Genomic DNA, 13,551 nt, shown 5'->3' with positions numbered 1-13,551 from the left:
GTCATGGACCACAGCATCTTTTCTCTTACACTGAACAATTCCATCAAGATCCTCATAGGATGCTGTGTGTTCTTTGTGTTCTCCTGTGTTGAGGCTCAAAAGCCCGAACCAGTCCCAGTGCCTAATTTGTATTTCCCCCCAAATGAATCCGCCTTATGGGAAAAGATGCCATTGGCAGAACTCGGTTGGGATCAGATGGCTTTGGCTGAATTGCTGGCTTGGCTACCTACTCAGGATACACGGTCATTCATCATTTTGAAAGATGGAAAAATCGTCGTGGAGGAGTATTGGGGAAGGAAGCTCACGGGGGCAGGGGAGATGGACCAAAACTCGCTTTGGTATTGGGCTTCGGCTGGAAAAACGCTCACTGCGGCACTAGTAGGTCTGGCACAACAGGAAAAGCTGCTCAGCACCAACGACCGTACTCAAAAGTTTCTTGGTGAAGGCTGGACCTCCATGTCCCGCAATCAGGAACGGGATATCAGATTGATTCACCAGCTCACTTTTACCACAGGGATTGATGACAAGGTTGCCAACCTGGATGATACATCACCGGCCGGTCTGAAGTATTTGGCAAAACCCGGTTCACGATGGAGTTATCACAATGCTACTTATACCTTATTGGAAAAGGTAGTAGAAAAAGCCTCAGGTAAACCCTACCAAACATTTTTCAAAGAGAAACTGGGCGATAAAATTGGGATGAAAGGCTTTTGGCAGCAAACAGGAATGAATAATGTCTTCTACTCCGATGCGAGGTCTTTTGCCAGATTTGGATTGCTGTTGTTGGCAAAAGGAAACTGGAACGGAACTTCCATTTGGTCGGGTGATTATTTTGAAAAATTACCCCAATCTTCTCAGAATCTGAATTTGAGTTATGGCTATTTGACTTGGTTGAATGGCAAAGCCTCCTATATGGTTCCCGGGTCACAGGCTGTGCTTCCGGGATCTCTAATTCCTCAAGCTCCTGCCGATATGTATCAGGCAATGGGGAAAAATGGCCAATTTTTGATGGTGATTCCTTCTCAGAATCTGGTAATCATCCGGATGGGAAGTTCAGGAGGGGATGCATTAGTGCCTTTTCTGCTGATGCGGGATATTTGGCAGCGACTTGATCAAGTGATTAAGTAGATAGCCCCTAAGTATATTTTTCCATTTGCCCGTTGATTTTATCAATAGTCAGGGGCTTTTCAAGAAATCCCGAAACGATCGAATATTCATTTGCTCGCTGTCGGTCTTGGAAGTCAATTGAACTAGAGAGAATCACAATTTTGTCCTCCCGATCAGGAAAAATTTCACAGTATTTGTCTAGAAACTCCCAACCATTTATCACTGGCATATTGATATCCAGAAAAATCAATAAACTGTCATGGGGATTTAATTCACTGATTTTTTCCAAAGCTCTCTCACCGCTTAAAAATTCGTCTATTTGATCGCCAATCCCCACTTTACCCAAAAGTCTCCTATTAATAAGGTTGTTTATGGGGTCATCATCCACTAAAAAAATGGCATCAAAGTGAATCATTAAAATTTTAAGTATGTGGTCGAGATCTGTTAATCTTCCAAGATACAATTATTCCTCTACCTTAGAAAAGTATTTTCCTCCTTTTTATTTTTTTCATTGATACGAAGCCTATAAATCAGGCCAATAAAAAAGGAGGCCCATTGGACCTCCTTCGTTTTTTGTGGAATTTGGATTACATCATGCCACCCATTCCGCCACCGCCCATTGGAGGCATAGCAGCAGAATCCTCTTTTACATCCGCTACTACACACTCGGTGGTCAATAGCAATGCTGCAATAGAAGCGGCATTTTCAAGTGCCAAACGAGTCACTTTGGTAGGATCGATAACACCGGCTTTAAACAGATCTTCGTAAACGTCTGTTCTTGCATTGTAGCCATAATTCCCTTTGTTATCTCTGATCTTGTTGATCACTACAGAAGGCTCTCCACCTGCGTTGGATACGATTGTTCTCAACGGAGACTCGATCGCCAAACGGATGATGTTGATACCCGTGTCCTGATCTTCATTTTCACCTTTCAGATCGATAAGTGCGTCAGCTGCTCTTACTAGCGCTACACCACCACCTACTACTACACCTTCTTGTACTGCAGCTCTTGTTGCATGCAATGCATCGTCAACTCGATCTTTTTTCTCTTTCATCTCCACTTCAGTGGCAGCACCGATATACAGGATGGCTACACCACCGGAAAGCTTGGCAAGTCTTTCCTGAAGTTTTTCTTTGTCGTAATCAGAAGTAGTCTTCTCAATCTGAGCTTTGATTTCAGCTATTCTGCCTTTAATTGCAGCTGAATCTCCAGCACCGTTTACGATGGTTGTATTGTCTTTGTCGATGTTGATCTTCTCAGCTCTACCCAACATATCCAGCGTTGCATTCTCCAATTTGAAACCTCTTTCTTCAGAGATTACAGTTCCACCGGTCAGGATAGCAATGTCTTCCAACATAGCTTTTCTTCTGTCACCGAAACCAGGAGCTTTAACTGCAGATACCTTCAAAGCACCTCTGATTTTATTTACTACCAAAGTTGCCAAAGCTTCTCCGTCAACATCTTCGGAGATGATCAACAAGGGCTTGCCTGACTGCGCCACCGGCTCAAGAACAGGAAGCAATTCCTTCATGGAAGAAATCTTCTTGTCATAGATCAAAATGAACGGTTGATCCAATTCTGCTTCCATTTTCTCAGTGTTGGTCACAAAGTATGGAGATAGGTATCCTCTGTCAAACTGCATTCCTTCTACAGTTTTCACATCAGTTTCAGTACCTTTTGCTTCTTCTACAGTGATGACACCGTCTTTTCCTACTTTGTCCATTGCGTCAGAAATCATCTTACCGATTTCTTCGTCGTTGTTAGCAGATACAGTGGCTACCTGTGCGATCTCCTTAGAAGTAGAGATTGGCTTGGAGTTTTCTTTGAGTCTAGCAACAACAGCTGCAACAGCCTTATCGATACCTCTTTTAAGGTCCATTGGGTTTGCTCCTGCAGCTACGTTTTTAATACCTACATTGAAAATAGACTGAGCCAAAACAGTCGCAGTCGTAGTTCCGTCACCTGCATTATCAGCAGTCTTGGATGCTACTTCTTTCACGAGCTGGGCGCCCATGTTTTCAATTGGTTCTGACAATTCGATTTCTTTTGCTACTGACACACCATCTTTGGTGATCATTGGAGCTCCGAATTTCTTGTCAATGATTACATTTCGACCTTTTGGTCCTAAAGTTACTTTTACTGCGTCTGCCAATGCATCAACGCCTTTTTTCAGACGATCTCTCGCGTCTGTATCGAAAAACAATTGTTTAGCCATAATATTTAATGTTTTCTGGTTTTTGATTCAGGTTGATTGATTAAAGGATAGCGAAAATGTCAGACTCTCTCATGATGAGGAAATCCTTGCCTTCTACGCTAAGTTCAGTACCGGAATATTTTCCGTACAAAACAGTGTCTCCCACTTTTACAGTCAAGGGCTCATCTTTTTTTCCGTTGCCTACTGCGACTACAGTGCCTTTCTGAGGCTTTTCTTTTGCAGTGTCCGGGATATAAAGTCCGGAAGCAGTTTTCTCTTCAGCTGCAGCTGGTTGTACCAAAACTCGGTCTGCAAGAGGTTTGATGTTCACGTTTGACATAGTATTAATTTGTTTAAGGTTAGATTTTGAATTAAATGCTACTGCCCTAATAGCACTTCCTGTGCCAAGGGCTTTTGTGTCAAAAAGGCTGACAAATCGGCTGAGAAAGTCTGAGGTTGACGGGGATTGTTGTTACTTTTTTGTCAATAAAGTCTGTCATTTTTTCCCTCAGCCGTGTAAAAAATGTCAGAAATTACTATTTTGATACAAACCAACATTACCTATTTAAACTTCGCTTCATACCCATGAAAACATTGCCTAAAAACTGGATCACCGAAGGGTTGATCGATTTCGAATACAAAAAGTACCAATTGCTAGCCTACCTGCAGGAAGCAAACCGGGAATTTCAGGCCGTCAAACTCTATCCGGTTCTTTCGGATCTGATTGATCATCACCGGGTCTTGCACGAGTTAAATTCCGGAAAAACTCAGCTGAGTAACCTTTTTCCAAAAGCAATTAACGGCATTGATTTTCAAAGTGCCCAACTTCAGTATCAGCCCAAAGTTGAGGACGGGGAAGTAATGAAGGAAATTTCACAGATCACCGATTTTGCCCTGCCTCGAATCACACGACAAATCGAAGAAGGAAAATCTATTTATGATTTTGTGGAGGAACAAGTGGAATTTGAACCGGTTGGTATTTTGCCAATCTACAATCGGGAAGGATTTGTGCTGATGACAAGAGAGTCAAGCTCCGACGTGCATGCTTTTCGATATAAATCCAATATGCTGCAGATGGCGGGTGAAAAATTCAGAAGCATTACCTTTTGGTTGCTTGGCATTTTTCAAAAAAACCTTGTCAACACCCTCGAAAAGCTAAAAATGCAACTGATTCGTGAAGTTAAAGAACTCCCGAATCCAGCGACTTGGAGAGTCCACAGTCCTCATGTTTTTCCAATAGAGGAGACCCTGATCCCGCTGAGTAAAAGGCTTTTGCTTAAGTCTGTGTCTTAATTTATCTGCATCAGTGAGTACCCGCCTTAAGAAGGTACCTCAGCAAGTATCTCCACTCACTGAACTCCTGTTGTGAGTGATGACACTCACAACGGCACAAAAAAAGTCTGACCTTTTGGCCAGACTTTTTAATATCAAATAAACTTAAGCTTAGTTTCCTGTAGTATCTCCTTCAACCGGAGTTTCTACTGCCGGAAGAGCATTTTGTGGTTCTCCAAATGCAGGTGCTACTACTTGCTGTTTCGCACTTTCAATATTTGGAGAGGAGAATTGGTTAGGCTGACTGGTAGTGTAGAATGCTGAAGATGCCAAAGACAATACCAAAATAGAGACTGCCAAAACCCAAGTAGCCTTTTCCAAAACATTTCCTGTTCGGGTTACCCCCATGATTTGGGAAGCACTGCCTCCAAAAGCCGCTCCGGCTCCACCTTTTGAATTTTGACCCAGGATTACTAAAATCAGTAATACTGCAAGGATTAAGATGATGGTAATTAATACGGTAAACATATGGTTTATATTATTCTTTCAGTTTTTCAATTAAGTCCGCAAAGTAAGCCCTTTTCTCGGGAAACTTCAAAGCCAGCTTCTCATATATTTCCTTAGCCATCCCTTTTTTGCCTTGCTGGGCCAAAATTTTGGCAAATGACTCGGAAAGTAGATTTTCGTGAAGTTTGGTGCTGGTCTCCGCCAGGTTTTCGGTATTCTTGTTTGCTTCGATTTCTTTGATCGTTGCCAGCTTGAATTCCTTCTTGCTGAACGCCTTGATCATATCAATCTGCTCTTGCTTCTTGGAGTCAACGATTTCCCGCTTTTCCTTTCGTTTGATGGTTTCGATCAGATCGTCTTGAGGTGGCTTTCGTCTTTTAGGTTTTGGCTTTTCGACTTTTGATTCATCCTCTACAGGAACTTGTCCTTTCAGTTGAAGTCCCAGATTTTTCAGGGACGCTGTTCTTTTCGCAGCATCCAGTCCGCTTTCAGATTCTTCAGGAAGAAGGTCGTCATTGACTTGGAAGGATCTGAAATCTTCAGGGACCTGCTTTTCGATGAGTTTTTTAAGCCAAATCCGATCCGGGCTGGTGATAGCTGCCTGAGCTAAATGTTGACTTTTGGCACCCTTACTTTTCAAAAACTCATACCTCGCTGCCAACACATGGGGAATCTGAAAGTAGGGGAAGTTCTCCTGAACTTTTTTCAGTTGAAGATAATCCGCCTTTTCCAGTTGATCTGCTTTTTGGATTAAGTCGAGGAATTGGGTTGCGTTCACTTTCCGGGTTTTGGATTGAAGATAGTAAAATTACCAATTGGCAACGGTCGCAGTGAAGATATCCTGGATAATTACCTCGAAAATTTCTTCCACCAATTGATTTTCAACATCCAATAAGGTCACTGTTCGGGGGTCGTAATCTTTGAAAAAGGAAAAAGTCTGTTTTTTGCTTTCCTCCTCATTGCTGAGATTAATGTAATCTACATCTACTACGATTGTCAATCGCATCTGACCTGCACGGTCAGGTAGATTGGAGTCACCACTGGACACTGCGGCCTGTGGCGTAAGTGAATACCTGCTGATCGCCCCTGAAAACTGCAAATCCCCATTATTCCGAACCAGTTCAAGTTGGGTGTTTCGCTGATAGTATTCTTTGATTGCTTCTGTGAAGCGCTGCTCCATATTGGCAGGTCCTCCACCCGAGTCGTTGAAGAAATTTTCTACTGAAAAGGTCTTCACCAACTCATAGTTTATGTTCGTTCCAGTGAAGCTATATTTGACAGAGCATGACTGGAAAAGGAAAAGACTCAATCCTGCAAAAAGGGTGAAAAGCCTATTCAATTTCATATTGTTTGATTTTTCGATAAAGCGTACGTTCTGAAATCCCCAAATCCCCCGCTGCATATTTCCGCTTGTTATTGTGTTTTCGCAAAGCTCTGAGAATCATTTCTTTTTCTTTTTTCTCCAGAGAAAGCGAATTATCGTCCTCCTCATGAATGATGTCTTCGATAACGTCCTCTTCGTAGTCCTCATTGTTGTGAGATGCGTTTTTCTGAGATTCCAAGACTAATGGAACCTTGTAAGATGAACTGCTGTCTGTCGGTTCTTTCTGAGAATAACCCGTCTCCAAATCTTCGAAAAGTCCTTGATGCTTCTGCATGATGTTGGAGTTGATGCCACCGCTTTGGTAAGATTCCAACACTAGTTTTTTGAGATCATTCATATCCTTTTTCATATCAAAAAGGACCTTGTACAAAATGTCCCGCTCTGAAAAATCAATATTCTCAGATCCAGAACCATGGTTTAAGGCCATTGGAAGTCGCGAAGAATCCGCCGGAAGGTATTTTGCAAGTGTCTGAGCATTGACTTCCCGGGTTTCTTCCAGCAAAGAAATCTGCTCTGCAATGTTCTTCAACTGGCGGATATTGCCCGGAAATGCATACCTCATTAACAAAACCTGAGCTTCCGAATTCAGAGAAATCGGGCGCACGTGATATTTTTCAGAGAAATCGCCGGTGAATTTTCGGAACAAAAGCACCACATCTTCCCCACGCTCACGAAGAGGCGGAACATAAATAGGAACTGTGTTTAGTCTGTAATAAAGGTCCTCCCGAAATCTTCCTTTTTCCACAGCCTTGAGCAAATTGACATTCGTCGCGGTGATCACTCGGACATTTGTTCGGAGTACTTTGGAGGACCCCACTTTGATGAATTCCCCGTTTTCAAGGACACGAAGTAGGCGGGCTTGAGTTCCAAGTGGTAATTCCCCAATTTCATCAAGAAAAATCGAACCTCCATCAGTGACTTCGAAGTAACCTTTTCGAGCCTCATGGGCACCGGTAAACGATCCTTTCTCATGTCCGAAAAGCTCCGAGTCGATCGTTCCCTCAGGTATTGCGCCACAGTTGATGGCGATGAATTTGCCATGCTTTCTCAAGGAAAGCGAATGGATGATTTTCGAGAAACTTTCCTTTCCACTACCGCTTTCTCCTGTGATCAACACAGTCATATCAGTAGGAGAGGCTTGCATGGCTACCTGAATCGCATGATTCAGCAAAGGGCTGTTGCCAATGATGCCAAAGCGCTGCTTGACACTTTGAATTTCCTGAGGAGTGATCATGCCAAGACAGGATTTACTTCCAACACCTCACCGAATAAAGTGGCTTGAGATACTTCAGAGATTCTCACTCTTACATAATCGCCTTTCTTGGCTTTATCGGCTGGAATGATGACCACTTTATTTGCAGAGTTTCGACCCTTCAGTTGCTGATCAGATTTCTTAGCTGTTCCCTCGATGAGAATGAGTTGCTCTTGATGGAGGTCTTGTCTATTTCGCTGGAAAGAAAGTTCTGCTTGCTTGGAAATGATCTCGGCGAGTCTTCTTTTCTTGGTTTCCAATGGAATATCATCCGCATATTTCTTAGCTGCCAAAGTTCCCGGACGCTCAGAATAATAGAACATGTAAGAGAAATCGTACTTCACAATGTCCATCAAAGATAGGGTGTCCTGATGCTCTTCTTCTGTTTCAGTACAGAATCCGGTGATCATGTCGGAAGAAATTCCACATTCTTCTCCAAGAATAGCACGAATTGCCCGAACTCGATTGAGATACCATTCCCGATCGTAAGTTCGGTTCATCAGTTCAAGGACACGGCTGTTCCCGCTTTGTACGGGCAGGTGAATGTAATTACAGATGTTGTCATACTTTTTGATGGTATGCAAGACTTCATCAGTAATGTCTTTAGGATGTGAAGTGGAAAAACGTACCCTGAGGTAAGGGCTGATCTGTGCAACCATCTCCAACAGATTGGCAAAGTTGACGACCTGAGTCACTTCGTCTTCCTTTTTGTTTAGCCTTGCCTTATTATTTTCTTCAGGAGACCATTTGTAGCTGTCCACATTTTGACCGAGAAGGGTTACTTCTTTGTAGCCTTTTTCAAAAAGATCTTTGGCTTCGGCAAGGATGGAATGCGGATCTCGGCTTCGTTCTCTTCCTCGGGTAAAAGGAACCACGCAAAATGAGCACATATTGTCACAGCCGCGCATGATGGAAATGAATGCGGTGACACCGTTGGAATTCAGTCTAACCGGCGCGATGTCAGCATAGGTTTCCTCTCTGGAGAGGAAAGTGTTTACTCCTTTTTCCCCGTCTTCTGCTGCCGAAATTAGGTTGGGTAGGTCACGATACGCATCCGGGCCGACGACTATGTCCACGATTTTCTCTTCCGTCAGCAGGTTTTCTTTCAATCGCTCTGCCATACAACCCAAAACGCCAATTGTTAGCTCTGGCTTATTCTTTTTGGCTTTTTGAAATTGGCTGAGTCGCTTTCGGACTGTCAATTCGGCTTTTTCGCGGATCGAGCAAGTGTTTAAAAAAATCACATCAGCTTGCTCAAAATCCGAAGTGGTGTCAAAACCATTCTCCTTCATGATTGAAGCGACGATCTCGGAATCAGAGAAATTCATCTGACAGCCGTAACTTTCGATGTAGAGTTTTTTTGTTTTGCCGGTGTTTTCGTCTTCAGTGGTCTTGAAGTCGCAGGCTTGTGCCTCCTCTGCAGAAATAATGTCAATATCTTTAATCAGATCCATGAACTGAAGTTTTCTTGTCTAAAGGGAAACAGGATAAGGTTTGAGTACTTACAAACCCAAATCCTCGTAATGAGTTCGCGAAATTACAAAAATGCGGACAAAATGGCAGTTTCATTCTGTAAATTTCTAGAAAGAATAAAGCATGAGTAATAGTTTGAAATGTTACTCTAAAATTTTGCAAGTCATTCAGAAACCAAACCTAGAAATCCTGGTATATTACACTAAACTGAATTTAAAATTGAAACTGCCAAACTAAGAGAAGAACTTCATTCCTTGATCGATCGTGGGGATGCAGATTTACTAAGAATACTTTTGGACATTGCAAAAGAACTTTCTGCGGAAGATTTTTCAACTAATGGATTTCGTATTTCTAAAGATGAATTAATAGAAAGAGTTCGATTAGCAAAGTTTAGAATCAATGCTGGAAATTTCCTGACCATGGAAGATTTGGAGGAAGAAATTAAAAAATGGTAGCCCATTCCAGAAAAACACTTTGGGATCAAAAAGCAGTTGATTCAAAAGGTATCCTCAACTGTACCCCAAAATGAACCTGCTCTTCGGTAATATTCAAATTGGATAGCCCTAATCCTAAAAGTCGAACCGGTTGCAGAATCTCCTCCTGATGCAATAATTCGAGGGCGATCTTCCAAAATGTATCTTCGTCTGGATATTGTTCAAGCGTACGGCTGCGAGTCTGAAGGGTGAAATCAGCATGTTTGATTTTTAAAGTGATCGTTCTCCCTTTGATTCCATTCCGCTCGATTCGTTTGATGACTTCCTCAAAGACAGGCCGAAGGTAGTCTTCCAACTCTTGAATCGTGATCAGGTCTTTTTCGAAGGTATTTTCAGCACTAAGCGATTTTCTGACCCGATGTGGTTGAACTTCGGATAGGTGAATTCCACGGACGATGTTGAAATAGTGAAGGCCTGATTTGCCAAATTTCTTGCTTAGAAACTGAAGTGAATATTCTTTGAGATCCTTACCTGTGTGTATGCCCAGATTTTGCATCTTCTCCGCGGTCACTTTACCGATACCGAAGAATTTCCCGATGGGCAACTTTTCCAAAAATGCGGCTGCTTCTTCAGGAAGAATTACAGCCTGTCCGTTGGGTTTGTTGAGATCTGAGGCGGTTTTTGCCAGGAACTTATTGTAGCTGACACCTGCTGAGGCATTGAGCCCTGTTTTTTCCTTGATTTTGGCCCTGATTTGCCTAGCGATCAGAATTGCAGATTTCAATCCCTTTTTATTTTCGGTAACATCCAGAAAAGCTTCATCCAAAGATAGTGGCTCGACTAAGTCCGTGTATTCGTAGAATATCTCCCGGATCTGATTTGAAATCTCCTTGTAGCGATCAAACCGTGGCCTTGCAAAGATTAGATTTGGACATTTCTTTGCCGCCAATGCAGATGACATAGCAGAATAGACGCCGAACTTCCGGGCTTCGTAGCTTGCCGCAGCTACTACACCCCGTCCTTCATTTCCTCCCACTGCAAGCGGTTTTCCTCTCCATTCCGGATGATCCAACTGCTCCACGGAGGCATAGAATGCATCCATATCCACATGGATGATTTTGCGAATAGAGGGGAGGTTTTCTTGATTAATTTCCACGAAGCAGTTCCAAAATGGCTTGGGCTTTCAGCTCGCATTCTTCATATTCCTGCGCTGCTGACGCATCAATGGTGATCGCGCTTCCCACTCCAAAATAGAGCTTTTTAGCTTCCAAATCAGCAATGATCGATCGGATGATCACTGAAAAATCAAAGTCTCCAGATTCATCAATCCAGCCAAATGCTCCCGAAAACCAGCCCCGCCTGAAGCTTTCCTCCCGTTCAATGATTTTCATCGTGCTGATCTTCGGCGCTCCGGTCATACTGCCCATCGGAAACGTTGCCCGGATGATTTCATTTAGAGAAGTGTCAGGCTTTAGTTCTGAGCACACCGTACTGATCATCTGCAAAACTCTCGGAAAAGGATAAATCCCAAAAAGCTCCTCTACTCGGACTGATCCTGTTTTGGAAACGCGTGCAAGATCATTTCGCATCAAGTCAGTGATCATCAGGTTTTCGGCACGCTCTTTTTCACTTGCCAACAATTTTTTTTGGTTTTCCAAATCTTGAGACGCTGTTTCACCTCTTCGGATTGTCCCTTTGATGGGTTGTGCGATCAGCGATGACCCGGATTTTTTTAAAAAACGCTCAGGTGATGCTGACACCAGCCAGTTGTTTTTGGCCTTAAAAAGTGCTGCAAAGGGCATTCTTGAAAGTTGATTCAATCTCAAAAATGCAGCAATCGGACTCCATGTTTCAAATTCACCGGAGTAGGCCTGACAGAAATTGGCTTCGTAGGTATTACCTTCCGAGATTTCATTTTGGATGCTTTGGACACTTTTGAGGTAACTTTCTCTGGTAATCTGCGGAGAAATTTTGCAGGTGACGGATCCCGTTTCCGGAATGACTTGAGTCTCGATTTCGCTCAAAAATTCCGCGGAAAGCCTGCTTGAGGCATATATTCCTTCTGAATCAATTTTGAAAATCAACTCAGGTACAAAAAAACATAGATCAGGCAAACTGAAAAATTCCGGATTGTTGCTTTCCAATTTTTCAATTTGATTTTTGAAATCATAGCCAAGGACTCCAACTTTAAAAGCTCTTTTCTGCCATAAATCATTTTTCGACAGCTCTTTATTACCCGCAAATAAACAGGAGTCAAAAGGATTCTGAGGATAGCTGTGCTCATTCCCTTGTGTAAGTGCGAAATAGGAAAACCTGCTATCAGCCCAGTAGAGTAATTTTTCCTTCCATTGCGGAAAGGTAATCGGATAGAAAAAGGGATATGCGCTCATTTTGATACAAAAAAAGGAGGAATCCCTTAGAATCCCTCCTTTTAACATTGGGTAGTTGGTATTTATTGAGCAGTTACATCCAATACAAGGGATACGGTATTGTAGATAAACTGGTCTTTTGCTTTGTCAACAGCAGTAGCTTCGTCACCGTAAGCAAGACCCCAAGCAGTTCTGTCTATGTTGAAACCTGCCTTTGCTTTTACAGTTCCGTCAGCAATTGTAACTGCAGCAGGAAACTTAATGTTTTTGGTAGTGCCTCTCATAGTCAGGTTTCCGCTGATCCAATGTGTAGGTGCCTGAGGAGACAAAGAACTTGCGGAGCTAGGTGTGTTTGCAGAAGTGAATTCTTCTTTGCTTTCAACCACATCAGTGGCAGAAAATGGCTCAGCACCTGTAATTTCGAAAGTAGCAGTTGGATGATTTCCTGCATCAAAGAAATCCGCAGACTGAAGGTGACCGTACAATTTGCCGTGATTTTCTGAACCTGCTTCCAAGTCTTCAATAGTCAGACCTGTAATATCAAAGGTTACAGTGCCTCCTTTGATTGTTCCGTCGGCTACTACAAGAGAACCTGTAGTGGCTGGGATTTGACCAAAGTGTTGGCCTGTTGGCTTATAACCTCTCCAGGCGATAGTTGATGCATCTGTTTTTAGTGCCAATACTTGGCCTGTGGATTCTGATACTTCTTGAGCATCGCCAGTTTCTACAGTGTCACTTGGAGCGCCACAGGCAAAAGCCATCATTGACGCGGCTACGAATAGTCCGATTTGTTTGGTTAATTTCATTGTGCTTTTTTTGGATTGATTTCTCAATTTTGTATGTATATACATGTAAAACCCAGTAGGATCAAAAAAGTTCATTCAGAAGAAAAATAATAATTCAGATTTGCATTAAGTTTTTGTTACTAAGAAGATAAGAAAATTGAATCAATGGCATTAATCATGAAAGTAAAGGGCAAAATGCCTGAATTTGGAGAAAACTGTTGGTTGGCTCCTAACGCAACTGTAGTCGGAGATGTGGTGATGGGAAAAAACTGTACTGTCTGGTTTAATGCGGTGGTACGGGGAGACGTTCATGAAATCCGTATCGGCGATGATACCAATATTCAGGACGGGGCCATCATTCATTGTACCTATCAAAAAGCGCCAACTCATATTGGAAGTCAAGTCTCAATTGCGCATAATGCTTGCGTCCACGGCTGTACGATCCATGATCGAGTGCTGATAGGAATGGGTGCCATCGTAATGGATGGGGCCGTGGTTCATTCAGGAGCAGTGATAGCTGCCGGTGCGGTGGTACTCGCAAATACTGTGGTGGAAGCTAACTCGATCTATGCAGGAATGCCTGCAAAAAAAATGAAAGAGACGAGTCCTGAGTTGGAAGCGGTCATACTCCGTACAGCCAAGAATTACCCGATGTATGCAGCTTGGTTTAAGGAGGAGGAAAAAACATTTAAACTGTAATTCTGCGCTGGTTTTTCCGGATTATGGATTTTGTGGGAGGAAAGGTTGACTAATTTTTTATCCGATCGATAAAA

Annotated in this window: 15 protein-coding genes; 4 read left to right on the top strand and 11 right to left on the bottom strand. The window is 42.7% G+C overall.

Going from position 1 to position 13,551, the window contains the following annotated elements; all coding sequences use genetic code 11:
• Nucleotides 1-3 precede the first annotated feature (3 nt).
• Nucleotides 4-1,128, top strand: coding sequence for a serine hydrolase (locus Q8M62_RS18205; protein ID WP_304901204.1), 1,125 nt, complete (start codon nt 4-6; stop codon nt 1,126-1,128).
• A gap of 7 nt (nt 1,129-1,135) precedes the next feature.
• Here Q8M62_RS18205 and Q8M62_RS18200 read toward each other — a convergent pair whose 3' ends face one another.
• The 3 genes from Q8M62_RS18200 to groES all read right to left on the bottom strand — a co-directional run bounded on the left by Q8M62_RS18200 (nt 1,136) and on the right by groES (nt 3,642).
• A complete protein-coding gene (locus Q8M62_RS18200; protein WP_304901203.1) occupies nt 1,136-1,522 on the bottom strand; it encodes a response regulator in 387 nt (128 codons plus the stop codon).
• Nucleotides 1,523-1,694: 172 nt separating this feature from the next.
• Complete coding sequence (gene groL, locus Q8M62_RS18195) at nt 1,695-3,323, bottom strand: chaperonin GroEL (protein WP_304901202.1); 1,629 nt, start codon at nt 3,321-3,323, stop codon at nt 1,695-1,697.
• A gap of 40 nt (nt 3,324-3,363) precedes the next feature.
• Nucleotides 3,364-3,642: a co-chaperone GroES gene (groES, locus tag Q8M62_RS18190; protein ID WP_026970168.1), complete on the bottom strand. Its 279-nt coding sequence runs from the start codon at nt 3,640-3,642 to the stop codon at nt 3,364-3,366.
• 245 nt (nt 3,643-3,887) lie between these two features.
• Here groES and Q8M62_RS18185 point away from each other — a divergent pair, with 245 nt between their 5' ends.
• Complete coding sequence (locus tag Q8M62_RS18185) at nt 3,888-4,595, top strand: hypothetical protein (RefSeq protein WP_304901201.1); 708 nt, start codon at nt 3,888-3,890, stop codon at nt 4,593-4,595.
• A 150-nt stretch (nt 4,596-4,745) separates the two neighbouring features.
• Here Q8M62_RS18185 and secG read toward each other — a convergent pair whose 3' ends face one another.
• From secG to miaB, 5 genes are read right to left on the bottom strand one after another with little or no spacing between them, the layout of a single operon-like run.
• Entirely contained in the window at nt 4,746-5,102 is a 357-nt protein-coding gene (secG, locus tag Q8M62_RS18180) for a preprotein translocase subunit SecG (RefSeq protein ID WP_304901200.1), read from the bottom strand.
• A gap of 10 nt (nt 5,103-5,112) precedes the next feature.
• The gene (locus Q8M62_RS18175) at nt 5,113-5,859 is read right to left on the bottom strand and encodes a hypothetical protein (protein ID WP_304901199.1); all 747 of its coding nucleotides are present in this window, start codon (nt 5,857-5,859) and stop codon (nt 5,113-5,115) included.
• Nucleotides 5,860-5,889: 30 nt separating this feature from the next.
• A complete protein-coding gene (gene lptE, locus Q8M62_RS18170) occupies nt 5,890-6,426 on the bottom strand; it encodes an LPS assembly lipoprotein LptE (RefSeq protein ID WP_304901198.1) in 537 nt (178 codons plus the stop codon).
• Nucleotides 6,413-7,699 carry a sigma-54-dependent Fis family transcriptional regulator gene (locus Q8M62_RS18165; protein WP_304901197.1) on the bottom strand — a complete coding sequence of 429 codons (1,287 nt, stop codon included), beginning with the start codon at nt 7,697-7,699 and terminating at the stop codon, nt 6,413-6,415. Before Q8M62_RS18165 ends, lptE begins: the two co-directional genes overlap by 14 nt.
• Entirely contained in the window at nt 7,696-9,171 is a 1,476-nt protein-coding gene (gene miaB, locus Q8M62_RS18160; protein ID WP_304901196.1) for a tRNA (N6-isopentenyl adenosine(37)-C2)-methylthiotransferase MiaB, read from the bottom strand. Before miaB ends, Q8M62_RS18165 begins: the two co-directional genes overlap by 4 nt.
• 273 nt (nt 9,172-9,444) lie before the next feature.
• On the opposite strand from miaB, the gene Q8M62_RS18155 reads away from it, so the two are divergent.
• A complete protein-coding gene (locus Q8M62_RS18155; protein ID WP_304901195.1) occupies nt 9,445-9,645 on the top strand; it encodes a hypothetical protein in 201 nt (66 codons plus the stop codon).
• A gap of 25 nt (nt 9,646-9,670) precedes the next feature.
• Here Q8M62_RS18155 and dinB read toward each other — a convergent pair whose 3' ends face one another.
• The 3 genes from dinB to Q8M62_RS18140 form a co-directional block, all read right to left on the bottom strand.
• A complete protein-coding gene (gene dinB / locus Q8M62_RS18150) occupies nt 9,671-10,774 on the bottom strand; it encodes a DNA polymerase IV (RefSeq protein ID WP_370690565.1) in 1,104 nt (367 codons plus the stop codon).
• Nucleotides 10,770-12,014 (bottom strand): anthranilate synthase component I family protein, encoded by a 1,245-nt coding sequence (locus tag Q8M62_RS18145; RefSeq protein WP_304901193.1) that lies wholly within the window; start codon nt 12,012-12,014, stop codon nt 10,770-10,772. Before Q8M62_RS18145 ends, dinB begins: the two co-directional genes overlap by 5 nt.
• Before the next feature lie 62 nt (nt 12,015-12,076).
• On the bottom strand, nt 12,077-12,799 hold the full coding sequence (locus Q8M62_RS18140; RefSeq protein WP_304901192.1) for a YceI family protein: 723 nt from the start codon (nt 12,797-12,799) through the stop codon (nt 12,077-12,079).
• Nucleotides 12,800-12,943: 144 nt separating this feature from the next.
• On the opposite strand from Q8M62_RS18140, the gene Q8M62_RS18135 reads away from it, so the two are divergent.
• Nucleotides 12,944-13,477, top strand: coding sequence for a gamma carbonic anhydrase family protein (locus tag Q8M62_RS18135; RefSeq protein ID WP_304901191.1), 534 nt, complete (start codon nt 12,944-12,946; stop codon nt 13,475-13,477).
• Nucleotides 13,478-13,551: the final 74 nt, after the last annotated feature.

It is taken from the genome of Algoriphagus sp., assembly GCF_030694375.1.
GTDB lineage: Bacteria > Bacteroidota > Bacteroidia > Cytophagales > Cyclobacteriaceae > Algoriphagus.
Note: the sequence above shows the minus strand (reverse complement) of the source record. Positions and strands in the feature narration are given on the sequence as shown.